The organism is Streptomyces sp. NRRL F-5630 (assembly GCF_000719475.1).
GTDB lineage: Bacteria > Actinomycetota > Actinomycetes > Streptomycetales > Streptomycetaceae > Streptomyces.
Genome location: NZ_JOGO01000093.1, coordinates 20,812 through 44,188 on the forward strand (window position 1 = coordinate 20,812; position 23,377 = coordinate 44,188).

The 23,377-nt window shown below is 72.7% G+C and carries 16 protein-coding genes and 2 pseudogenes; 6 read left to right on the forward strand and 12 right to left on the reverse strand.

The features are described 5' to 3' along the window. Positions 1-20 precede the first annotated feature (20 nt). A pseudogene (locus IF99_RS0127490) lies at positions 21-521 on the reverse strand (MarR family winged helix-turn-helix transcriptional regulator); the annotation flags it as partial. A 275-nt stretch (positions 522-796) separates the two neighbouring features. On the opposite strand from IF99_RS0127490, the gene IF99_RS0127495 reads away from it, so the two are divergent. Next, positions 797-1,876, forward strand: coding sequence for a daunorubicin resistance protein DrrA family ABC transporter ATP-binding protein (locus tag IF99_RS0127495; RefSeq protein WP_031000579.1), 1,080 nt, complete (start codon positions 797-799; stop codon positions 1,874-1,876). After that, positions 1,873-2,679 (forward strand): ABC transporter permease, encoded by an 807-nt coding sequence (locus IF99_RS0127500; RefSeq protein ID WP_031000581.1) that lies wholly within the window; start codon positions 1,873-1,875, stop codon positions 2,677-2,679. Before IF99_RS0127495 ends, IF99_RS0127500 begins: the two co-directional genes overlap by 4 nt. Before the next feature lie 110 nt (positions 2,680-2,789). Here the strand turns inward: IF99_RS0127500 and greA are convergent, their stop codons facing one another. Both greA and IF99_RS0127510 read right to left on the reverse strand, forming a co-directional pair. Beyond that, a complete protein-coding gene (greA, locus tag IF99_RS0127505; protein ID WP_031000583.1) occupies positions 2,790-3,287 on the reverse strand; it encodes a transcription elongation factor GreA in 498 nt (165 codons plus the stop codon). A gap of 313 nt (positions 3,288-3,600) precedes the next feature. Continuing rightward, positions 3,601-4,020: a DUF4307 domain-containing protein gene (locus tag IF99_RS0127510; protein ID WP_031000585.1), complete on the reverse strand. Its 420-nt coding sequence runs from the start codon at positions 4,018-4,020 to the stop codon at positions 3,601-3,603. A gap of 201 nt (positions 4,021-4,221) precedes the next feature. On the opposite strand from IF99_RS0127510, the gene mca reads away from it, so the two are divergent. Together mca and IF99_RS0127520 are read left to right on the forward strand one after the other, a co-directional pair. Continuing rightward, complete coding sequence (gene mca / locus IF99_RS0127515) at positions 4,222-5,103, forward strand: mycothiol conjugate amidase Mca (protein WP_031000587.1); 882 nt, start codon at positions 4,222-4,224, stop codon at positions 5,101-5,103. Next, positions 5,104-5,349: a hypothetical protein gene (locus IF99_RS0127520; protein ID WP_199806574.1), complete on the forward strand. Its 246-nt coding sequence runs from the start codon at positions 5,104-5,106 to the stop codon at positions 5,347-5,349. Between the two features lie 712 nt (positions 5,350-6,061). Here IF99_RS0127520 and IF99_RS0127525 read toward each other — a convergent pair. From IF99_RS0127525 to IF99_RS0127540, 4 genes and pseudogenes are all read right to left on the reverse strand, one after another. Further along, entirely contained in the window at positions 6,062-9,337 is a 3,276-nt protein-coding gene (locus IF99_RS0127525; protein WP_031000591.1) for a tetratricopeptide repeat protein, read from the reverse strand. 210 nt (positions 9,338-9,547) lie between these two features. Then, complete coding sequence (locus tag IF99_RS0127530; RefSeq protein WP_031000593.1) at positions 9,548-10,189, reverse strand: RraA family protein; 642 nt, start codon at positions 10,187-10,189, stop codon at positions 9,548-9,550. A 252-nt stretch (positions 10,190-10,441) separates the two neighbouring features. Further along, a pseudogene (locus IF99_RS35255) lies at positions 10,442-10,531 on the reverse strand (Uma2 family endonuclease); the annotation flags it as partial. A 78-nt stretch (positions 10,532-10,609) separates the two neighbouring features. Next, entirely contained in the window at positions 10,610-12,550 is a 1,941-nt protein-coding gene (locus IF99_RS0127540) for a DNA/RNA helicase domain-containing protein (RefSeq protein ID WP_031000595.1), read from the reverse strand. A gap of 169 nt (positions 12,551-12,719) precedes the next feature. Between IF99_RS0127540 and IF99_RS0127545 the strand changes: the two genes are divergently transcribed. Next, positions 12,720-14,789, forward strand: a complete 2,070-nt coding sequence (locus IF99_RS0127545; protein ID WP_031000598.1) for a thioredoxin domain-containing protein — start codon at positions 12,720-12,722, stop codon at positions 14,787-14,789. An 81-nt stretch (positions 14,790-14,870) separates the two neighbouring features. On the opposite strand, the gene IF99_RS0127550 is transcribed toward IF99_RS0127545, so the two are convergent. Both IF99_RS0127550 and trhA read right to left on the reverse strand, forming a co-directional pair. Further along, complete coding sequence (locus IF99_RS0127550; RefSeq protein WP_031000600.1) at positions 14,871-15,614, reverse strand: Mut7-C RNAse domain-containing protein; 744 nt, start codon at positions 15,612-15,614, stop codon at positions 14,871-14,873. 266 nt (positions 15,615-15,880) lie between these two features. After that, entirely contained in the window at positions 15,881-16,612 is a 732-nt protein-coding gene (gene trhA, locus IF99_RS0127555) for a PAQR family membrane homeostasis protein TrhA (protein ID WP_031000602.1), read from the reverse strand. A gap of 601 nt (positions 16,613-17,213) precedes the next feature. On the opposite strand from trhA, the gene IF99_RS0127560 reads away from it, so the two are divergent. After that, on the forward strand, positions 17,214-19,103 hold the full coding sequence (locus IF99_RS0127560; RefSeq protein WP_420705728.1) for a phosphoenolpyruvate carboxykinase (GTP): 1,890 nt from the start codon (positions 17,214-17,216) through the stop codon (positions 19,101-19,103). A 145-nt stretch (positions 19,104-19,248) separates the two neighbouring features. Here the strand turns inward: IF99_RS0127560 and IF99_RS0127565 are convergent, their stop codons facing one another. The 3 genes from IF99_RS0127565 to IF99_RS0127575 form a co-directional block, all read right to left on the reverse strand. Further along, positions 19,249-19,716, reverse strand: coding sequence for a hypothetical protein (locus tag IF99_RS0127565; protein WP_051703715.1), 468 nt, complete (start codon positions 19,714-19,716; stop codon positions 19,249-19,251). A gap of 222 nt (positions 19,717-19,938) precedes the next feature. Continuing rightward, a complete protein-coding gene (locus IF99_RS0127570; protein WP_031000608.1) occupies positions 19,939-21,150 on the reverse strand; it encodes a pyridoxal phosphate-dependent aminotransferase in 1,212 nt (403 codons plus the stop codon). Positions 21,151-21,411: 261 nt separating this feature from the next. Next, the gene (locus IF99_RS0127575) at positions 21,412-23,277 is read right to left on the reverse strand and encodes a putative bifunctional diguanylate cyclase/phosphodiesterase (protein WP_037827746.1); all 1,866 of its coding nucleotides are present in this window, start codon (positions 23,275-23,277) and stop codon (positions 21,412-21,414) included. Positions 23,278-23,377 lie beyond the last annotated feature (100 nt).

Sequence of the window (23,377 nt, forward strand, 5' to 3'; positions counted from 1 at the left end):
GGGGGCTCGTCCGCCGTCCGCTCCTCGCGCGGCACGGCGCCCTGCGGTCCCGCCTGGCGGCGCAGGAGCGCGCCGTTGAAGCGGCCGAGGAGTTCGGTGAAGGTCTCGCGGTCCTCGTGGGTCCAGTCCGCGGTCAGCTCGGCCATCAGCGCGCGCCGGGAGGCCCGTACCTCCGCGAGCCGTGCCTCGCCGCGCGGCGAGAGGCGCAGCACGACCGCCCGCCCGTCCTCGGGGTGCGAGGTGCGCTTGACGAGGCCCGTGTCCACGAGCGGGGCGACCTGGCGGGTCACCGTCGAGGAGTCGATGCCCATGCTCGCGGCGAGCGCCTTGACCCCCATGGGGCCTTCGGAGTCGAGCCGGTTGAGCAGGAGGTACGCGGCGCGGTCCATCGAGTTCCGCACCTGCCCCACCCCGCCGAGGCGGGTCTGTTCGGCACGCCGCGCGAAGACCGCGACGGAGTGCTGGAGGGTTTCGAGCAGACCGGATTCGCTCGTGGTCGTCATGTCCGGAGATGTGGGCATGGCCGGGGCTCACTTCACGCTTGGTGGCTGGTTGGGGGACAGCGTACGCGGCTCCGCCGCCACAGTGACCGGGGGTGCGTAAACCAAAGGCAGGTCATTTTTTGCTCATGGGACCTTGACGCGGCGCTTGCCCCGGGCAAATCGGTTCATATGGCACGCACTGCCGTCGGGCCGTACCGGTGCCCCGTCCGCCCCCGTTCGCCGCACCCGTCGTGCGCGCCGCCGGACGCCCGGTGATGCTGGGCGGAGGACGGCAGGAGCGGACGGGGGAGCGTGTGAGCGGAGTCGTGCACGCCGAAGGGCTCGTGAAGACCTTCGGCTCGGTGAAGGCGCTCGACGGCGTCGATCTCGACGTGCCCGAGGGGACTGTACTCGGACTCCTCGGCCCGAACGGCGCCGGGAAGACGACCGCGGTCCAGTGCCTGACGACGCTCCTGCGCCCCGACGCGGGCACCGCGACCGTCGCGGGCTTCGACGTCGTCGAGCGGCCGCACGACGTGCGCCGCGTGATCGGGCTGTCCGGGCAGTTCGCCGCCGTCGACGAGTACCTGACGGGGCGCGAGAACCTGGAGATGGTCGGCAGGCTCTACCAGCTCAGGGCCAAGGCGGCGAAGGCGCGGGCCGCCGAACTCCTCGAACAGTTCCACCTGGCCGGGGCGGCCGACCGCACCGCCAAGACCTACAGCGGCGGGATGCGCCGTCGCCTCGACCTCGCCGCCGCGCTCGTCGTCAAGCCACCCGTCATGTTCATGGACGAGCCGACGACGGGCCTCGACCCGACCAACCGGCAGGAACTGTGGGACGTCATCCAGGACCTCGTCGCGGGCGGCACGACGATGCTGCTCACGACGCAGTACCTGGAGGAGGCCGACCACCTCGCGCACGACATCTGCGTCATCGACCACGGCCGCGTCATCGCGCGCGGCACCTCGGACGAGCTGAAGGCGCAGATCGGCGGGGAGCGCGTGGAACTCGTGGTGCACGACCCCGCGCGCATGGAGGAGGCGGCCGAGGTCCTCTCCCGCGTCGCCGTCCCCGAGGCCGGTGCGGACGCGGTGACGCGCGAGGCCCACACGCGCGGGCTCACGGTCCCGGTTCGGGGCGGGGCCGGGCTGCTCGTCGAGGTGATCCGCGAACTCGACACGCGGGGCATCGCGATCGACGACATCGGCCTGCGCCGCCCGACCCTCGACGACGTCTTCATCAGCCTGACGGGCCACGTGGCGGAGGGGGACGCGGAGCGGGGGAGCGCCGGGGGCGGGGACGAGGGGGACGGCGCCGCCGCGGGCGGGCGCGAGGGGGACGGCGCCGCCGCGGGCGGGCGCGAGGCCGACGGCAAGGAGCAGACCCCATGAGCGCCGTGTCCGACTCGCTGGTGATCGCCAGGCGCAACCTGATCAGGATGACCCGCATCCCGGAAGTGGTGCTGTTCAACATCATCCAGCCGGTGATGTTCGTGATCCTCTTCACGTACGTCTTCGGCGGCTCGATCAAGATCGGTCCCACCACGAGCCAGGACGTGTACAAGAACTTCCTGATGGCGGGCATCTTCGCGCAGACCGTCACCTTCGCCACGGCGGGCTCGGCGGCCGGGATCGCCGACGACATGCAGAAGGGCATCGTCGACCGCTTCCGGTCACTGCCGATGACGCGCGGCTCGGTCCTCACCGGCCGCACGGTCGCCGACCTCGTGCAGACGGCGGTGACGCTCGCCGTGCTCGCGGCGGTGGGCCTCGCGGTCGGGTGGCGGCCCGGTTCGGCCGAGCCGACGAACGCCGGCAAGATCCTCGCCGGCTTCGGCCTGCTGCTGTTCTTCGGCTACGCCTTCACCTGGATCGGCGCGCTCATCGGCCTGTCGGTACGGACCCCGGAGGCCGCGACGTCCGGCGGCATCATCTGGCTCTTCCCGGTCACGTTCGTGTCGAACGCCTTCGTCGACACGCGCCAGATGACCCCGTGGCTGCGCCACATCGCCGACTGGAACCCCTTCAGCGCGACCGTGCAGGCGTGCCGCCAGCTCTTCGGCGACCCCGGGGTCTCGCCCTCGTCCGCGTGGCCGATGCAGCAGCCGGTGTGGGCCTCGCTCCTGTACTCGGCGCTCATCGTCGTGGTCTTCCGCACCCTGGCGGTGCGGAAGTTCCACCGGGCGGACGGCTGAGGACGCCACGGCGAGGACGCCACGGCGAGGACGCCACGGCGAAGGGCCCGCCCCGCGCCGTCCGTACGGCGGCGGGGCGGGCCCTGTGCGCGAGGGGCGCGGGCGGGGCGTCAGCCCTGGTACGGCTTCGCGTCGAGGATCTTCACCGACGCCTTCTTGCCGTTGGGCAGCTCGTACTCGGCGGTGTCACCGACCTTCTTGCCGTTGACGCCGGTCCCGAGGGGCGACTGCGGGGAGTAGGTCTCGATCTCGGAGCTGGCGTACTCCCGCGAGGCCATGAGGAAGGTGAGGGTGTCGTCCTCGTCGCCGTCGAAGGCGATCGTGACGACCATGCCCGGCTCGACGACACCGTCGTCGGCGGGGGCCTCCCCGACCTTGGCGTGCTGGAGCAGCTGCGTGAGCTGGCGCACGCGCAGCTCCTGCTTGCCCTGCTCCTCCTTGGCCGCGTGGTACCCGCCGTTCTCGCGCAGGTCGCCCTCCTCACGCGCTTCCTCGATCTTCTTCGCGATCTCGGTGCGCGCCGGACCAGACAGGTACTCCAGCTCCTCCTTGAGCCGGTTGTACGCCTCCTGGGTCAGCCAGGTGACGTTTTCGCTCGTCTGGGTCACAGGTGCTCCTCGTAGGTACTGGGAATACAAATCAACGCCCTACCAGAAGGATGTTCCTTCACGGACGGGCGAAACCACGAGCCTAACAATTCAGACGCCAGAGCGGGAGGACATTCCTGGGGGACTTGCCCCGCGGGCGGCGGGGGGGCACGGGTACGAGGTGGACCCGGCCGGTTGCCGGTGGCCGGGCCCCGTAGCAGCCCCGGGCGGGGGCGACGCAGCCCGCGTACCGCCGTCTCCCTGCCCGCCGTCCGCCTACCCGCCTACCCGCCGGGACAGGTGCCAGAACCCGCCGGGATCCGTGTGGGATGCCCTAGTCGGCGTGGCAGCCGACCAGCTCGGCGGTCGTGCCGCGCGAGGTGGTGCGGAAGGTGACGACCTTGTCGACGCGTTTCGCGGACTGGTCGAAGCGGAAGTCGGCGCGGCCGACCTCGGCGCCGTCCCCGGCCTGCGAGCGCATCGTGCAGGTGCCCTTCGCGTCCTCGTCCTTGCGGACTTCGAGGTGGGCCTTCACCTCGTGGTCCGAGACGACGTCGAAGGAGATGACCTCGGCGCTCAGCTTCTGCCCGGCGATGTAGCTCCAGCCGAACCAGCCCACGACCACGAGCAAGAGGACGCCGAGTACGGCACCGACGGTCTTGAGCTGCCTGTCGGTGCGCTTGTCGCGCCCGTAGCGGCTCGCGAAGGCGCGGACGGCGTCGGCATCGGCCGTGCCGGGTGCGGTCGCCGTCATGATCGTCCCTTCGCCCGTGGTCACCGGTGCGTGCCGCTGCGCGCGGCGCGTCCCCGGTGCGCGGAAGCCGGAATTTTCCGCTTGCCGGTTCCGTCACTATAGAAGCCCCTGCCCGGCCGGCCGGACCCCGCCCCCAGGCCGCGCGCGGCGGGATCAACGGCAGGATCGCGGTCGTCGCGACGAACACCTGAGGAACGAGTCTTGACTGAGAAGCTGCGCCTGATGGCCGTGCACGCCCACCCCGACGACGAGTCCAGCAAGGGCGCCGCCACGATGGCGAAGTACGTCGCGGAGGGGGTGGACGTGCTGGTCGTCACCTGCACCGGGGGCGAGCGCGGGTCCATCCTCAACCCGAAGCTCCAGGGTGACGCCTACATCGAGGAGAACATCCACGAGGTCCGCAGGAAGGAGATGGACGAGGCCCGCGAGATCCTCGGCGTCCAGCAGACCTGGCTCGGCTACGTCGACTCGGGCCTCCCCGAGGGCGACCCGCTGCCGCCGCTCCCGGAGGGCTGCTTCGCCCTCGTGGACGTCGAGGAGGCGGCCGGGCGGCTCGTGCGCGAGATCCGCTCCTTCCGCCCGCAGGTCATCACGACCTACGACGAGAACGGGGGCTACCCGCACCCCGACCACATCATGACCCACAAGATCAGCATGGTGGCCTTCGAGGGCGCGGCCGACGCGGAGCGCTTCCCTGAGGCGGAGTTCGGCCCCGTCTTCCAGCCGGCGAAGCTCTACTACAACCAGGGCTTCAACCGGCAGCGCACCGAGGCGCTGCACGAGGCGCTGCTCGCGCGCGGCCTGGAGTCCCCGTACGGCGACTGGCTCAAGCGGTGGGAGGAGTCGGAGCGCACGGAGCGCACGCTGACCACCTTCGTCCCGGCCGCCGACTACTTCGAGATCCGCGACAAGGCGCTCATCGCGCACGCCACGCAGATCGACCCGGACGGCGGCTGGTTCCGCGTCCCGATGGAGGTCCAGAAGGAGGTCTGGCCGACCGAGGACTTCGAGCTCGCGAAGTCTCTGGTCGAAACGTCCCTCCCCGAGGACGACCTCTTTGCGGGCATCCGTGACAATGGCTGAATGAGCGGAAGCGCGAGCGCAGGCCAGGCCATGATCCACTTCGTCCCCCTCGCCGAAGTCGACGCCGACAAGGTGACCCCCGGTCTCCTCGGCTTCGTCGTCTTCGCGGTGATGGCGGTGGGCGTCTGGGCCCTGATGAAGTCCATGAACCGGCACATGCGGAAGGTCGACTTCAAGGAGCCGGAGGACCCGGCGACGACGGAGAACGACACGACGACCAAGGCCGGCACAGCAGGCCGCGGCTGACCCACCTGCCCCCGGCGCCCGGCCCACGACGCGAGCGGCGCGGGGCGGTGGGCACGCACGGGGCGGCGGGGCGGTATGCCCCGAGGGCCGACGGTGCGTGGCGGGCGGCGGTGGGGGGCGGTACGTGCCCGGCGGCCGGGTGGCCGGGGCCGACGGGCGGTGGGTGCCCGAGGGCCGACGGTGCGTGGCGGGCGGCGGTAGCGCAGACGCGTCCCCGGGCGTCGCGCCATCGGCGTATCCCGCGCCACCCGGCGCCTCGCCCGGCCGCGTTCGTGCGGGCGCGGCCCACCTCCTCGCCGGGCGGTTTCCGCCGCGGGTCTGCGCCCCGGAGCGTCGCGGGTCGGCGGCCGGGTCGGCGCCCGGCGGACTCCGGTTCCGGGCGTCCTCGCCCCAGCGGCGTCCTCGCCCGACCCGCCCCGCCCCGACCCGGCGCGTCGTCCTCACCCCGTTCGGGCGACCCCCGGGAACTCCCGGGAACTTTTGGCCGCCGCCGGTCGTCATGGCCCACTACAGGGGGCCCATCGAACCCTTAGGTGATCCGTTCGACCTTCCCCTAGGGTCTGTCTTCAATCTCGCCTCGTCGCCCGCAGGGCGGCCGCGCGGCGTCCGGTGCGTGCTCTCGGCGTGCCGGCCGGAATCCGTCGTACTGGGCCCTGCCTCCTCGGGGCGCCCCCGAACCCTTGGGCCCTCGCGCCCCCGCACCCTCGCCCCCTCACCACCCCGCGCGCTCCGCCTCCACGCCCATGACCTCCCGTGCGTGGCGGCCCGGGATCATGCCGAGGCGCCAGCCCTGCCAGCCGTCCTCGGGGACCGCGCCCCGGCTGAGCAGGAGCCGGTAGCCCTCCACGTAGCCGCCGAGCGCCTCGTCGCGCGCCGGGTGGGGCGCCGCCGCCAGCGCGGCCAGTTCCTCCTCGGCCACCGCCGAGCCCACCTCGAAGCCTCCCGCCGACGCGTAGGGGAGGAGCGAGGCGTGCAGGAAGCGCGCCCAGTCCTCACCCCTGCGGTCCCCGTACGAGCCGAAGAGCCGGTCCGCCTCCTCGGTCAGCTCGACCGCCTGGGCGAGTCGCGCGTTCCCCGCGTCGATGACCGCGAGTTCGAGGCACGTCCACGCCTCGCCGTGGGCGAGCGCCATGCGCTGGAAGTCGGCGCGCGCGTCGACGAGCAACTGCCGCGCGAAGCCGCTGTTGCGCAGCGAGCCCGTGCGCGCCGCGCGGTGGTCGCGGGTGAGGCGCGCCGAGTGGTGCCGGGAGCAGGCGAGCCCGTACACGTCGCGCATCCGCGAGAACATCGTGCGCGCCCGCTCCAGTTCGCGCAGCGCCGGGTCCCCGACGCCCTCCGCGTCGAGCGCCTGCCCGAGGTAGTACCGCGTCCACGCCTCGCCGCGCGCGTCCTCGTTCTCGTGGTGCCGGCTCAGCGCGGCGCGCAGCCCCTCGACGGCCGCCGCCGAGTCCCCGGCGACCAGCTCGGCGCGCGCGAGCTGGGTCAGCGCCCACGCCTCGCCGCGTCCGTCACGCGTGCGCCCGTACAGTTCCAGCGCCTCGCGGAGCGAGTCCGAGGCCCGCTCGACCTCGTCGAGCCGTAGCCACACCTGCCCCAACTGGTAGTGCGCCCAGGCGAGTCCGTGCACCGACTCGTTCTCGCGGTGCAGGTCGAGCGACTCCCGCAGCAGCGCGAGCGCCTCGCCCGGGTACCCCCGGTCGCGCTCCACGGCGGCGAGCGCGTGCAGCGTCCAGCCCCGGTCGCCCCCGAGCGCGTCGCCGCTCTGGAGGGCCAGCGCCTCGCGCAGCTTCTCGGCCGCCTCGGGCAGACGCCCCTGATGGTGCAGGGTGATGCCGAGCGAGCCGAGCGCGCGCGCCGTGCCGGGCTCGTTGTGCGCCTCGCGGTACAGATCGACGACGGAGGCGAGCGTCGTACGGGCCGTGTCCAGCTCACCGAGCTGCCGTGCCGCGATGCCCTTGCGCCACTGCACCGAGCGGCCGAGCAGGCCCTTGTCCACCGCCTCGGTCAACTCGCTGATCTCGCCCAGGCGGTAGAGATCCCCGCGCAGCAGGCAGTAGTCGCACAGCGCGCCGAGAAGGTCGAGCACCGCACGCTGGTCGACGCCCTCCGCCTGCCGCAACGCCGCCGTGATGAAGCTGGATTCCTCGTCCAGCCACCCCAACGCCGCCTCCAGCGAGGCGAATCCGTGCGGGCCGGGCGCGCCGACACGCGTCGACGTCTTGCCGTCCACGAGCCGGATCACCGCGTCCGCCAGTTCGCCGTAGTCGACGATCAGCCGTTCCAGCGCGGCCGTCCGCTCCGCCGCCTCCTCCTCGTCCGCGAGCCGCGTGCGCGCGAACGCCCTGACGACGTCGTGGAGCCGGTACCTGTCCCCGCGTACGTGGTCCACGAGCCCCGCCGCCGCGAGTTCGGCGAGCAGCCGCGTCGCCGTCCGCTCCGGCACGTCGAGCAGCGCCGCCGCCGCGCCCGCGCCGAGCGAGGCCCGCCCCGCGAGCGCGAGCCGTCGCAGCAGCCGCTGCCCTTCGGGCGCGAGGTCCGTGTACCGCAGCCACAATGCCCGCTCCACGGGGGCGACGGGACCATAGGCGGCGAGGTCGGCGACGAGCCCGCGCGGGCTGCGCGCCCCGAGCGCCGAGCCCGCCAGCCGCAGCGCGAGCGGCAGCCCGCCGCACAACTCCCCGATCTTGTCCATCGCTTCGGCGTCGTACGGTCCGGGCAGCTGACCCGCGCCCGCGCGTACGACCTCCTCGGCGCCCGCCGCTTCGAGCGCTCCCACGGGGAACTGGTGCACCCACGCGCCGTCCGCCTCGGGCGAGTCGGTGTCGGGGCCGGCGAGGTCGAGCGGACCGCGCGCGGTCACCAGGACGAGGCTGTCGGAGTGCTCGGGCAGCAGGGCGCGCACCTGCGCCGCGTCGGAGGCGTCGTCCAGGATCACCGTGACCGGCAGTCCGTGCAGGTGTTTGCGGTACAACTCCGTGAGCTTCCGTACCTGTTGCTCCGAAGAGCTGCGTTCGCGGAAGAGCAGTTGCTCGCGCGGGGCGCCGAGGCGGTTGAGCAGGTGCATGAGCGCGTCGCGGGTCGGCAGCGGTGGGGTGTCCGGGCTGCCGCCGCGCAGGTCCACGACGCACGCGCCCTTGAACTGGTCCCGCAGCGCGTGCGCGGCCCGTACCGCCAGCGTCGTGCGGCCCGAACCCGGCTCGCCGTGCAGCACCACGACGACCGGACGCGTCCGCGTCGCCGCCCGCGCGGAACGCACGAGCCGCGCGATCTCCGCGAGTTCGGCCCGTCGCCCCGCGAACACCCCATCCGGCTGGGGGAGATGCGCGAAGGACTGCTCCAGCACGGAGCGCCGCCGCGCCGCCGCTCCCCGATCCGTCGTCCGTACGAGGCCGCTGCGCCGCCCCGTGCTCCGGCCGCCCGTGCCCGCCGCCACACTGCGGGCCAGCAGGCGCTGTTGGTCGAGGTACGGGCGGATGCCGCGTACCTCCAGGGCCGTGAGCCACTGGAGGCGGGCCTGTTCCAGCCCGCCGGGCTGCCCCAGGGCCCCGGCCCGGCGGTGCGCGGCCGGCCAGTACCCCGCCGTCGCCTTCACGAAGGTCGTCGCCGCCCCCGCGACGGCGACCGTGGCCCCGGCCCCGACCGCCGCCCCGACCCCCGTGCCCAGCGCGACGTCCGCGACGAAGGCGGCGGCCGTCGCCGTCGCGGTGACGAGCAGCGGGCCGCCAAGAGTGCGCGAGGAGAAGGCTGTTGAGATGCTGACCGCGCCCGCCGCCGCCTCGTCGAGCGCGGTCGTGTACGCCGCGTACTCCTCCGCCGCGGGAGCCGTCCACTCGTCCACGGCCGCCATCGCCCGTCCGAGCAGCACGCTCGCGTCGAGCTTCCCGCCCCCGCGCCGCACCTCCTCCTCGACGGAACGCGTCAACAGCCGCTCCGCCTCGGCCCGATGCTCGGCCCGCAACTCCACCCGCCCCGCCGACTCCTGCGCCATGCCAGCCCCTTCCCGTCCCCCATGTCTCCCCGGACCTCTACCACGGTCGTCGCACACAGATGCGAGAACCGTTCCCAGAACCCGGGCTGATCGCACTTCCCGGGGGAGGGGAGAAGGTTTTTGGGACGGTACGGGACGCCCTGCCCGTACGGGATGCGGCGCTCGCAGGGAGGCGTCACGGGAAGCCGTGCCCGCGGAACGCTCCCGCCGTCAGTCCGTGTACCCCACGGCCTTCAGCGCCGCCTCGACCTTCGCGCGGTGCCGCGCCTCCCAGTCGTCGAGCGACTGCGTCTCCTCCTCGGCCAGCCGCTCCCCGGCCGTGCGCAGCACCGCGGCCGCCCGCCCGGCGGGGGTCACGACGACGCCCTCCTCGTCCGCGACGACGATGTCCCCCGCCCGTACGCTCACGCCCCCGCAGCGCACCTCCGCACCGAGCGAGCCGAGCCCCTTCTTCGTACCGGGCACCGGCACGATCCCCCGCGCGTACACGGGGAATCCGGCCGCGCGCACCTCGCCGAGGTCGCGGATCAGGCCGTCCAGGACGAACCCGGCGATCCCGCGCCGCCGCGCCACGGCGCACACGTTCCCGCCCGCGAGCGCGTACTCCAGGTCCCCGGACTCCACGACGACGACCGAGCCGGGGGCGGCCCGGTAGATCGCCGCGTGCAGCATGAGGTTGTCGCCGGGTACGCACCGCACGGTGTACGCGGGCCCTGCGAGCCGCGGTCCGGGCCCCCACAGCGGCCGTATCCCGGCGTCCATGACCTGTGCTCCGCCCAGCACCTCGGCCAGAGTGGTCGACGGCACCTTCCCGAACTCCGCGAACCCTCCGGCCTCCACGACGTCACTCATCCGCGCGCTCCTTCCCGGTGTGGTCACCACGGATCATGCCACCGGCGCGCTCCAGGCGATGAGGGATGTGCGGAGCGGAACGCCGACGGGGTGGTCGGTGTGCCTGGTCCGGGGGCGGAGATGCCTCGATCGGGCCGCCAAGAATCCCGATGCCTGGGCTGACGGTCAAGTACCGAGAGCAGGACGACCTCTCGCTGCCCCCTACAGGGCCCCGACCCCTACAGGGCCCCGACCCCTACAGGGCCCCGACCCCTACAGGGCCCCGAGATCGACCTCGAAAGAGAAGGGAGCGGCGGCCTTCACCGTGCCAGTGAACATTTCGCCGTCCCTGTACGCCTTGGTGAGACCTTGCCGGAACCACCCGGCTGAGCCCGAGGGCCCATGGCAAGCCATCCGTCCGGCAAGCAGGAGGCGGGCGGATCAGATTTTCTGCACGCCGAGGTCGGCGAAGAGCTTCCTGACCCCGGGGTCGACCGAGTAGAGCACCAGGCCGCGGATGGCACGGGTCATCAGCACGCCATAGGCATTGCGCAAAGCGCGGACGAGTTCGGCGTCGTCCTTGATCTGTGAGGCTTTGCTCTTCACGTGCTCGCGGTGGGCGACCCAGCCGCCGTCCTCCCACGTGAGATCGGGGCCCATGATCACGCCGCCCCACTCGTACTCGAGTCCTTGGGCCGTGTGCACGCACCCGATCTGCCCGAAGCCTCCGGGGTCGGTCGCCCAAAACTTTCGCTTGGGGATTCCCTGAACGCTGTGGTTGTCGCCGGCGTTCCAGGGGCGTGCCCAGTCGGGATCGGGGCTGACGTCGGGGAAGGAGCCGGTGTCGTCGGTCCAGCCCCAGCACATCCCCGCGGTCATCCGGGCGCTCACGCCCGCTGGGTCCTTGCCCTCAAGGAAGGACTCCATCTCGGCAGCGCTGTCAGCGTAGTAGACCTCGAAAGGCTCAGGGTCGGTGGCGCCGTCCGGACGCCACGCGATGGGGTTCCCGGCCATGAGCCGGCTGACCCAGGTGTCGTATGTCGAGCTGCCGACGGTTCGGAGTACCCGGTCCAGGTTGATCGGCACGATCTCTACGCCGAGGTTCAGGAGTTCGTTTTTGAGTCGCTCAGGGGACCAGACCTCCTCCGCGAAGAGGCGCTGATCCCCGTCGATGAAGAAGACCGGCACACGAGCGTGGGTGACGACCTCCTCCACCGAGGTCGGCCCTGTCTGCCGCATCCTGAAGGAACCGGTCTTCGGCCGTAGGCTGAGGCGGTGGGCTTCGTCGCAGACGATCAGGTCCAGCTCGTCGGGCCCGAACTTGTCGGCAATCTGCACCAGCGGCCTGAAGACCTTCTGGTGCCCCTTGGCAGCCCGCTTGAAGGTGTCGCGAGAGGCGATGCCACCGGAAACGAAGGCGGCGGAATGCCCAGCTTGCAGCGCTTCTCCCAGCGCGGTGAGCGCAACGAGTGACTTGCCGCTGCCCGCACGTCCCTCGATGACGAATACCTTTTTCACCCCCTGCGACCCGACGGCTGCCGTGGCATCGGCGATCGCCTGGACCGCCCGCAGTTGGTGTTCGACAAGACTGAACCGGGTGTGGCCGTTGACGATCCCTGCGGTCTCGTCGATCAGAAGGTTGGTCGAGCGTCGGCGTCCGAGCAACTCCTGTGCGGCCTCCGCGCCGGAGCCCGAGCTGAAGTTCGCGGTCAGGAACTTCTCCAGATCCCCCGGTTGCCGTGCGGTGAACGTGGGGACCCCTGGGCGAGGGGACACCTGGCTTATCCACTGGTACTCAGGATCCATCAAGTTGTGCAGGTACGCCGCGCCCACGAGATTGACGTAGCGGTCGTCGAACATGCTGTGGTGCCTGCGCAGGTCGTCCATATTGTTGCCGACCTGGACCGCGGGATGCTTGAGGTGCTTCTCGTACTTAGGGAACGGTGCGTAGACCAGATCCCTGGCGCAACGCCGGCAGAGTGTGGTGTTCCCCTCCGCCCTGCATGAGGCGCAGAGCCCGGCTGTCTTCGACACGGTCGGACGCTCGATACTGCCCCACTGCTTGAGCTCGATGACCGCGTAGCTGAGCCGTCCCGATGGGTGCTGTCCCGCGAGGACGACGTCGATGTGGTTCATTTGACCGTCGGCGAGGTACTCGATGAACATCCGCACCTGGCCGAGCCCGAGGTTGTCCAGCGTGGTCGCCAGCTCGTAGACGCTTTCACGCCAGGACTTGACATCCGAGGGGCTCGGTTTCTTGTCCTTCGGGTGCGCGGCGGTGTAGCGCTCGCTGATCTTTCGGACCAACTGATGGCGGTCCCGTACCAGACGCTGTGCGGACCAGAACGCCTCCAGCGGCTTCCAGCCGCTCCCGACCGCCATCCCGCTTACCTCCAATGAACGGAAGCTCTCCCCGAGCCGATTCACTGGAACTTAGCAGGATCGTATTGTCATTCAATCTGGATTTACTTGGTCGGCCGCGGTAGGCGGACCACGGCGGCGCTGAACCGGGTGAGCCCTCAGGGCTGAGCCGCGTGAGACGCTGGCTCGCATGAACCGTCTCGCCGACGCGACCTCGCCTTATCTCCTTCAGCACGCGGACAACCCGGTCGACTGGTGGCCGTGGGGACCGGAGGCGTTCGAGGAGGCGGAACGGCGGAACGTCCCCGTCCTCCTGTCGGTCGGCTACGCCTCCTGCCACTGGTGCCACGTCATGGCGCACGAGTCCTTCGAGGACGCGGAGACCGCCGCGTACATGAACGCGCACTTCGTCAGCGTCAAGGTGGACCGCGAGGAGCGGCCCGATGTCGACGCCGTGTACATGGAGGCCGTGCAGGCGGCCACCGGGCACGGCGGGTGGCCCATGACGGTGTTCCTGACGCCCGGCGGCGAGCCCTTCTACTTCGGTACGTACTTCCCGCCCCGTCCGCTGCACGGCACGCCCGCCTTCCGGCAGGTCCTCGAAGGGGTGCGGGCCGCCTGGGCCGACCGCCGCGAGGAGGTCGCCGACGTGGCGGCGCGAGTCACCGCCGACCTCACGGGCCGCAGCCTCGGGCTGCCGACGGACGCCGCGCCGCCCGGCGCCGACGCGCTCGGTGCGGCGCTGCTCGGCCTCACCCGCGACTACGACTCCCGCCACGGCGGCTTCGGCGGCGCGCCCAAGTTCCCCCCGTCCATGGTCCTGGAGTTCCTGCTCCGCCACCACGCCCGCACCGGCGCCGAGGGCGCCCTCCAGATGGCCGCCGACACCGCCGAGCACATGGCCCGCGGCGGCATCTACGACCAGCTCGGCGGCGGCTTCGCCCGCTACGCGGTGGACCGCGAGTGGACCGTGCCCCACTTCGAGAAGATGCTTTCCGACAACGCCCTCCTGTGCCGCTTCTACGCCCACCTGTGGCGGGCCACCGGCTCGGCCCTCGCCCGGCGGATCGCCCTGGAGACCGCCGACTTCCTCGTCCGCGAACTGCGCACCCCCGAGGGTGGTTTCGCCTCCGCCCTCGACGCCGACAGCGACGACGGCACGGGCCGCCCTGCCGAAGGCGCCTACTACGTGTGGACGCCGGAGCAACTGCGCGAGGTACTGGGCGAGGCGGACGCCGCCCTCGCCGCCGCCCACTTCGGTGTCACCGACGAAGGCACCTTCGAGCACGGCAGTTCCGTGCTCCGGCTGCCGCGCACGGACGGCTTCGACAGCCCGCCCGTCGATGCCGCCCGCCTCGACCGGGTGCGGCGCGCCCTGCTCGCCGCGCGCGACACCCGTCCCGCCCCGGGCAGGGACGACAAAGTGGTCGCCGCCTGGAACGGTCTCACCGTCGCCGCTCTCGCCGAGACCGGCGCGTACTTCGACCGCCCCGACCTCGTCGAGGCCGCCCTCGGCGCCGCCGACCTCCTCGTCCGCGTCCACCTCGACACCCACGGCCGCCTGAGCCGTACGTCCCGCGACGGCCGTCCCGGCGGCAGCGCCGGTGTCCTGGAGGACTACGCCGACGTCGCCGAGGGCTTCCTCACCCTCGGCTCCGTCACGGGCGAGGGCGTGTGGACGGACTTCGCCGGGCTGCTGCTCGACCACGTCCTCGACCGCTTCCGCGACGACAGCGGAGCCCTGTACGACACGGCCGCCGACGCCGAGGCCCTCATCCACCGGCCCCAGGACCCCACGGATAACGCCACGCCCTCCGGCTGGAACGCCGCCGCCGGCGCCCTCCTCACCTACGCCGCCCTCACCGGTTCCACCCGGCACCGCGCCGCCGCCGAACAGGCCCTCTCCGTCGTCCGCGCCCTGGCCCCCCGCGCCCCCCGCTTCGTCGGCCACGGCCTCGCGGTGGCCGAGGCCCTTCTGGCGGGCCCCTACGAGGTCGCCGTGGTCGGCGCCCCCGACGACCCGCGCACGCGCACCCTCCACCGCACCGCTCTCCTCGCCACGTCCCCCGGCACGGTCGTCGCCGCGGGCCCCCCTTCCCCGGAGCCGGAGTTCCCGCTCCTCGCCGACCGCCCCTTGGTCGACGGAACCCCCGCCGCCTACCTGTGCCAGGGCTTCGTCTGCGACCGCCCGGAGACGGACCCGACAGCGGTGGCGGCCCGCCTGGGCAGCCGCGAGGGGGCCGTGGCCCCGCACGCGTGACGTCGTCCGTGGCGCTCGGCCTCGCGCACCGCACCGCCTCGCGTGGGCGTGGGCCGCGCAGGCCCGTGGTGGGGGCCCGTATCAGGGGGGCGCCTCCGGGCCGGGGAGCTGGCCGACGGTTGCGAGCGCTTCGGTGACGAGGCGGGACAGGCGGTCGTGGTGGGCGCCGTGCCAGTAGACCCGCCCGCAGGCGGGGCATTCCGCGTAGACGTCGTACGTGGTGCGGGTGCCGGCGTCGATGCGGTCGGCCACGTCCGCCAGGGTGGCCGGGCGCAGAAGGGCGTTGCAGGCGGTGCAGCGGGTCCAGGGGCGCAGGTGGGGGCGGAACCTGTTCAGGATGTCGGCGAGTTGTTCCTCGGGGCGGTGGCTGTACACGTACGCCCCGGCCCACAGTTCACGGCGGCGCAGCAGTCCCCGGTCGCGGCTGAGCAGCACCCGGCGTTCGGTGGCCGACCGGGTGGCGAGCGCCGCGTCGCCCGGGTCTTCCCGCGGGTAGGCGGTGTCCACTCCGAGCACGCGCAGCCGGCGGGCGAGCGTGCCGAGGTGGACGTCGAGGAGGAAGCGGAGCGGGGCGCCCGGCACCCGCTGCGGGCGGTCGACGGCGGCCACGGCGATGTGCTCGCCGCCCTGCGGTATGAGGGAGGCCGGTACGGGGGCGCCGTCGCGGGTGAGACCTCCCACCTCGGTGAGCGGTACGCCGAGCGACTCCACGAGGTGGCCCAGCGTGGAGACGCCGTCCGCGCGCGACGTCAGGGTCAGGCGGCCCTGTGGGAGGAAGGTCTCCATGCCGGGCGCGAAGGTGAGGACGAGGTCGGTTCCGTTCACGCCCACAGACTTGCACGGGCCCCGGACAGGCTGCCGCACTTCATCCACAGGCGCTGTCGATCGTCAGCTCATCACACCGCCCGGCGCGGAGCGTCGGTTCCTCGCCCTGCCGCGCGGACCGTCGGCCCCCACCCCGCCCGCGCGGAGTTCCGGCCCCACCCCGCCCGCGCGGAGTTCCGGCCCCCCCACACCATCCGCGCTGGTCATCGGCCTCCGCGCCGCCCGCGCGGCCCTTCGGCCCCGCGCTCCGCCCGTAGCCCCGCGCCTCACCCGTGCTGGTACGCCACCAGCGAGATCCCCACGTAGTGCACGACGAACGCCGCGAGCGTGAGGGAGTGGAAGACCTCGTGGAACCCGAACCAGCGCGGCGACGGGTTCGGCCGCTTGAGCCCGTAGATCACACCGCCCGCGCTGTACAGCAGCCCCCCGACGACCACGAGGACGAGCACCGCGACGCCGCCCGCGCGCGCGAAGTCCGGCAGGAAGAAGACCGCCGCCCAGCCCATCGCGATGTAGCAGGGCGTGTAGAGCCAGCGCGGGGCACCCACCCAGAAGACGCGGAAGGCGATGCCCGCCACCGCGGCGGCCCAGATCGCCCACAGCAGCCACGTCCCCTTGCCGTCGGGCAGGAGCAGCAGCGTCAGCGGCGTGTAGGTGCCCGCGATGATCAGGAAGATGTTGGCGTGGTCCAGCCTGCGCAGCACCGCCTCGCCGCGCGGCCCCCAGTTCCCCCGGTGGTACAGCGCGCTCACGCCGAAGAGCAGGCAGGCCGTCAGGACGTAGATCCCGCAGGCGACGCGCCCCCTCCCGGAGTCCGCGAAGGCCGTCAGGACGAGGCCGGCCACCACCACGGCGGGGAACATCCCCGCGTGCAGCCAGCCGCGCAGCCGCGGCTTGACCAGGGCCGGGAGGGGGAGGGCGGAAGGCGCGGAAGCCTTCGCCGTCGCCCCGGAGGGGTCGGGAGCGGGAGCGGGCGTGGAGTCGTGCGTCGTGGTCATCTGCCGCGTGTCCTTCGGGCCGGTGTCCGGGGGAGGAGAGGTGTTCGTGGGTCCGTGCCGCGCATCGGCGGTGCCGGGCGAGTGCGGGGGACGGGAGGAGGGGCGGGGCCGGGCCGGAGTGGTCCGCCCGGCCGGTCGGGCGAAGCCCGCGTCGCGTCGCGAGCGGGCGCGGTCATATCGGCATGGTAGCGAGGCCGGTTGAACACCCCGCCCCCGCCTGCTCACACGGGCGCGACGCCCGTGCGCGCGACCCCGCGCACGTCACGCCCGTACACGCGACGGCACGGCGCCTGCCCGCACGGGCACGGGCCGCCGCCCCCGCCCACCTGAGGCCGACACCCGCGCACCACTCTCGCCCAGCGCCCCGCGCCGCGCACCCCCGCACCCGTCCAGGGGCTCACTCCACGCCCCACCCCCGGCCCCTCCCCTCCCCGCCGTGTCTCGAATCACTCCGCTCACATGGGCGGCCCCCTGGACAGATGCGCGGGGAAGGCGCAGGATCATATGAGTGCGGTCGGCACCGGATGAGCGGCTACGAGAGCGTCCGGGTCGCGGCCCCCACGGGGCAGACAGACTTCTCACCCTCGCTTAGGAGCAATTCGTGGCGCGCGACATCGCGGCTCCCCCGTCCTCCGACACTCTCGGCACGACCAACGGCATTCCCCACCCCGGAACCGCTGCCGACACCCCGCCGACCAGGCACGCGGAGCTGCGCGCCTGGGTCGCGGAGATCGCCGCCCTCACCGAGCCGGACCGGGTGGTGTGGTGCGACGGCTCGGAGGCGGAGTACGACCGGCTCGCCGCCGAACTCGTGCGCAAGGGCACTTTCCGCCGGCTCGACCCGACGCTCCGCCCGAACTCGTACTACGCCGCCTCGGACCCCTCCGACGTCGCGCGTGTCGAGGACCGGACCTTCATCTGCTCCGAGAAGGAGGCGGACGCGGGCCCCACGAACCACTGGCAGGACCCGGCCGTCATGCGCGAGACCTTCCAGGGCAAGGACGGGCGCGGCGGTGTCTTCCGCGGTTCGATGCGCGGTCGCACGATGTACGTCGTGCCGTTCTGCATGGGGCCGCTCGGCTCCCCGCTCTCCGCGATCGGCGTCGAGCTGACCGACTCGGCGTATGTCGCCGTGTCGATGCGCACCATGACGCGCATGGGGCAGGCCGTGCTCGACGAACTCGGCGAGGACGGCTTCTTCGTCAAGGCCGTGCACAGCGTCGGCGCCCCGCTCCGTGCGGGCGAGGCCGACGTGCCGTGGCCCTGCAACTCCACCAAGTACATCTCGCACTTCCCCGAGGACCGCGAGATCTGGTCGTACGGCTCCGGGTACGGCGGCAACGCGCTGCTCGGCAAGAAGTGCTACGCGCTGCGCATCGCCTCCGTCATGGCGCGCGACGAGGGCTGGCTCGCCGAGCACATGCTCATCCTCAAACTGACGCCGCCGCGCGGAGAGTCGAAGTACGTCGCCGCGGCCTTCCCGAGCGCGTGCGGGAAGACGAACCTCGCGATGCTGGAGCCCACCGTCAAGGGCTGGACCGTCGAGACCATCGGCGACGACATCGCCTGGATGCGCTTCGGTGAGGACGGCAGGCTCTACGCGATCAACCCCGAGGCCGGTTTCTTCGGCGTCGCGCCCGGCACGGGCGAGCACACCAACGCCAACGCCATGAAGACCCTGTGGGGCAACGCCGTCTTCACCAACGTCGCGCTCACCGACGACGGCGACGTGTGGTGGGAGGGCATGACGGAGGAGCCGCCCGCGCACCTCACCGACTGGCGCGGCAACGACTGGACCCCCGCGAGCGACACGCCCGCCGCGCACCCCAACGCGCGCTTCACCGTGCCCGCCGCGCAGTGCCCGATCATCGCGCCGGAGTGGGAGGACCCGAAGGGCGTGCCGATCTCGGCGATCCTCTTCGGCGGGCGCCGCGCGAGCGCCGTGCCGCTCGTCACCGAGTCCTTCGACTGGAACCACGGCGTCTTCCTCGGCGCCAACGTCGCGAGCGAGAAGACCGCCGCCGCCGAGGGCAAGGTCGGCGAGCTGCGCCGCGACCCCTTCGCCATGCTGCCGTTCTGCGGCTACAACATGGGCGACTACATGGGGCACTGGATCGACGTGGCCAAGGGCAAGGACCCGGAGAAGCTGCCGAAGATCTACTACGTCAACTGGTTCCGCAAGGACGCCACCGGCCGCTTCGTATGGCCCGGCTTCGGCGAGAACAGCCGCGTCCTGAAGTGGATCGTGGACCGGCTCGACGGCCGCGCCGAGGGCGTCGAGAGCCCCATCGGCGTGCTGCCCGCGAAGGGTGCCCTGGACACCGAGGGCCTCGACCTCTCCGCCTCCGACCTCGACCACCTGCTCACGGTCGACAAGGAGGTGTGGCGCGAGGAGGCCGCGCTCGTCCCCGAGCACCTCAACACCTTCGGCGAGCACACCCCGAAGGAGCTGTGGGACGAGTACCGGGCGCTGGTACGGCGCCTCGGATGATGGCGCGAGCCTGCCGGTAGTCCCGGTGGCGGCGCGGTCGGCCGGTGAACCCCAAGGGGCGGGGCCCCTCGCACAAAGGCGTGCGAGGGGCCCCGTCTCTTGTGCGCGGCGCCCGCCGGTCCTGGTCCCTGGCGTTGCCTACGGCTCAGGCCGCGAGGGCCGTGGGCCGCGCGGACCCGGCCGTCGTCGTGGGCTGCGCGGACCCGGTGGGGTCGATCGCCGCCGCGTGGGCCTCCATGCGGCGGGCGGCCAGGATCGCCGCGCCCGTGTCGGCGCGCGAGGCGGCGACGACGAGGGCGCGTCCGGCGAGCGCGTGCGCCCGGCGGTGCAGGTTCGTGAGGTCGCTGGTCCCCCGGGCCGTTCCGGCGGCGGCGCGTACGGGGCTGCCGCCGCGCAGCCTGCGGAGGTGCTCGCTCAGCTCCCTGCCCGCTTCGCCCAGCGCGGCCGCCTCGTCCGCCGGGGAGAGTGCGCGCAGTTCGTCGGTGAGCGCGAGCAGCGCGGCGAGATGCCCGGCGAGCTGGATGTCCAGCTCCTCCTCACGCGAATGACGGGGGAAACGGGACTGCTCGCCGGAGGTGGAATGGACGGACTTGCTACGGATCGGCTCGTACACGAAGGACCTCCAGGGTTGCCTGAGAGCATCCTACCTTGGAATCCGTCTAAGTTAGAATCCGTCCAGAGAAGGAGTTCGTAGCGACTAACGATCGCGACTGTGGCCCGGGACCGGCCGACGTGCCGACCGCGAACCAGGCCGCGCGTACCGGCCACGGGCCCGCCGCTCGTACCGCCCGGGGCCCGCCGCTCCCACCGGCCCGGACGACGGACCGCTCGTGCCTCAGTTCTGCCCGTACTCGCTCAGGAAGTGGCCGATCCGGCCCACCGCCTCCGTGAGGTCCTGCACGCTCGGCAGGGTGACGATCCGGAAGTGATCGGGTTCGGGCCAGTTGAAGCCCGTTCCCTGCACGACCATGATCTTCTCCTTGCGGAGCAGATCGAGGACCATCTCGCGATCGTCCTTGATCTTGAAGACCTTCGGGTCGAGGCGCGGGAAGAGATAGAGCGCGCCCTTGGGCTTCACGCACGACACGCCGGGGATCCGCGTCAGCAGTTCGTACGCGGTGTCGCGCTGCTCGCGCAGTCGCCCGCCCGGCAGGACCAGCTCGTTGATCGACTGCCGCCCGGTGAGCGCGGCGACGACGCCGTGCTGGCCCGGCATGTTGGCGCACAGCCGCATGTTCGCCAGGATGTTCAGCCCCTCCAGGTAGGAGGTGGCGTGCGCGCGCGGCCCGGAGACGACCATCCAGCCGACGCGGTAACCGGCCACGCGGTACGCCTTCGACATGCCGTTGAACGTGAGCGTCAGCAGGTCGGGGGCGAGCGCGGCGGTCGGGGTGTGCGTGGCGCCGTCGTAGAGGATCTTGTCGTAGATCTCGTCGGAGCAGACGAGCAGGTTGTGGCGGCGGGCGATGTCGGTGAGCCCGCGCACCATCTCCTCGTCGTAGACGGCGCCCGTGGGGTTGTTCGGGTTGATGATGACGAGCGCCTTGGTCCGGTCGGTGACCTTGCGCTCGATGTCGGCGAGATCCGGCATCCAGTCGGACTGCTCGTCGCAGCGGTAGTGGACGGGGACGCCCCCTGCCAGCGAGACGGCGGCGGTCCACAGCGGGTAGTCGGGCGCGGGGACCAGGACCTCGTCCCCGTCGTCGAGCAGGCCCTGCATGGCCATGACGATCAGCTCGGAGACGCCGTTGCCGATGAAGACGTTCTCGACGTCGGACTCGACGCCGAGGGTCTGGTAGTGCATCGTGACCGCGCGGCGGGCGGCGAGCAGGCCCTTGGCGTCGCCGTAGCCGTGCGCCGAGGAGACGTTCCGGAGGATGTCCTCCAGGATCTCGGGCGGGGTCTCGAAGCCGAAGGCCGCCGGGTTCCCGGTGTTGAGCTTGAGGATGCGGTGGCCCGCCGCCTCCAGTCGCATCGCCTCGTCGAGCACCGGGCCGCGGATTTCGTAACAGACATTGGCGAGCTTCGCTGACTGGATCACCTGCATGCCGGTCACCTTACGACCGTGTTAACCCGCCCGCATGACGTATACGGCGGAGCCGGAGGCCGCCGGGCGGGCGGCGGCTTCCATTCGTACGTGCCAGCCGTCGGCGGCCGTAGCTCTGCGGGGCGGCGGTGGCTTCGCGGCTTGGATTCCCCGGTGGGGGAGGCATGTCCCCTGTACGGGTGAGGTCGGACACGCGGCGGACCCCGGGTGGGGGCCCGCACCCGTTCCCGGGGCGCCAGGCACGCACGCGTGTGACGCCCCTTACGGGGAGGAGGTGGTCCAGCCCGGGCAGCGTCCCGTGGTCTCCAGGAGCGCGCCGATCTGCTCGGGCGCGACGGGACGCGAGTAGAGGTAGCCCTGTCCCATGTCGCAGCCCATCGCCCGCAGCCGTTCCGCCTGGCTCCTGGTCTCCACGCACTCGGCGGTCACGGTGAGGCCCAGACGGTGGGCCAGGCCGACCAGGGCCTCCACGATCACCTCGTCCGCCGGGCGGCCCTCGGCGGTCGTGGACCGGGCGGGACCGCCCGCGATCACGGCCGCCGCGTTCCGGTCCCGGGCGCCGGGGGTGTCGGGGGAGGCGCCGGTGGCCTCAGCGGGGAGGGCGTCGGGACCGGTGGCAGCCGACGGGATCGCGGCGGGCGGGGCTGCGGCTTCCGGGGCCTCGGCCTCCGGGGACGCGCCCGCGAAGGGGAAGCCGCGCACGAAGGAACCGTCCAGTTTGAGGACGGAGACAGGAAGACGGCTGAGGTAGGAGAGGTTGGAGTAGCCGGTGCCGAAGTCGTCGATGGCGATCCGCACCCCCATGTCGCTCAGTTCCTGGAGGGCCCGCAGGGGGCGGCCGGTCTGCCCCACCACCTCGGACTCGGTCAGCTCCAGCTGGAGCAGGGACGGCGGCAGCCGGGTCTCCGCCAGCACGTCGGCGACGTCGGCGGCGACGTCGGAGTCCCAGAGCTGCCGCACCGTGACGTTGACGCTCACGTAGGGCGGCCGTGCTCCCGGGCGGGCGAGCTGCCAGGTGCGGGCCTGGGCGCAGGCGGTGCGCAGGACCCAGCGGCCCAGCTCGACGATGGAGCCGTCCCGCTCGGCGACGTCGATGAAACGGTTCGGGGCGAGCCGGCCGAAGCGGGGGTGCCGCCAGCGCACCAAGGCCTCGACGCCGTGCAGGGTGCCGTCCGCGAGGGCGACGAGCGGCTGGTACTCCAGCTCGAACTCGCCGTCGCGCACGGCGGGGCGCAGCGCGGTGGCGAGCAGGTCCTGGTGGGCGCCGTCCTCGCTGCGGGCGGAGTCGAACAGGGCCCACCGGCCCCCGCCCTCGGCCTTGGCCCAGCCGAGCGCGGTGGTGACGGCGCGCATCAGCTCGGCGGGACTCGTCTCGCGGGCGCGCAGTTCGGCGACTCCGGCGGAGGCGGAGACGGCGAGGCGCCGCCCCGCGATGTCGTACGGCTCGCGCAGTTCGCGCAGCACGGTCGTGGCGAGTTCGGTGAGCTGCCCGGGGCCCGTCGTCTCGCGGACGAGGAGCGCGAACTCGTCGCCGCCGAGCCGGGCGAGGACGGGGGCCTCGCCGCCCCCGGGCGCGAGGGCCGGGCCGAGGCGGGCGAGGCGCGCGGCAACGGCACGGAGCAGGTGGTCGCCGACGAGGTGGCCGTGCGCGGTGTTGACGTGCCGGAAGCCGTCGAGACCGAGGACGCAGAGGCCGACGCGCCCCCGGCCGCCGCGCAGCCCGTGCTCCTCCAGCGTGTCCGCGAGACGGTCGAGGAAGTGGGCGCGGCCCGCGAGCCGGGTGAGCGGGTCCTCGCGCTCGGCGGTGCGCAGGCGGGCCCTGAGGTCGTGGCCCTGGCTCGTGTCGCGGACGGTGAGGAGGGCGCCGCGCGCGGGCGCGAGGTGTTCGAGGCGAAGCTCGGCCCAGGCTTCGCCGCCCAGCGGCGACGCGATCCGCCGGGTGCAGACGAGGTGGTGGCGCCGGCCGGTGAAGACCTCGGGAAGACCGGGGGTGGTGTGCGGGGCGAGGCCGAGGGCGGTGAGGTGGGTGAGGGGACGGCCGGGGAGCGAGGCGGCGGGGAGGGCGAGGTACTGGTGCAGGGCGGGGTTGGCCGCGGTGATGGTGCCCACCTCGTCGACGAGCGCCATCGGCAGCGGGGCCGCGTCGAAGGCGGCGCGGTGCGTGGCGTCGGACGGGGCGGTCGCGGGTGCGGGCGTTGGTGGGGGCGCGGGGGGCGGGGACGCGGGT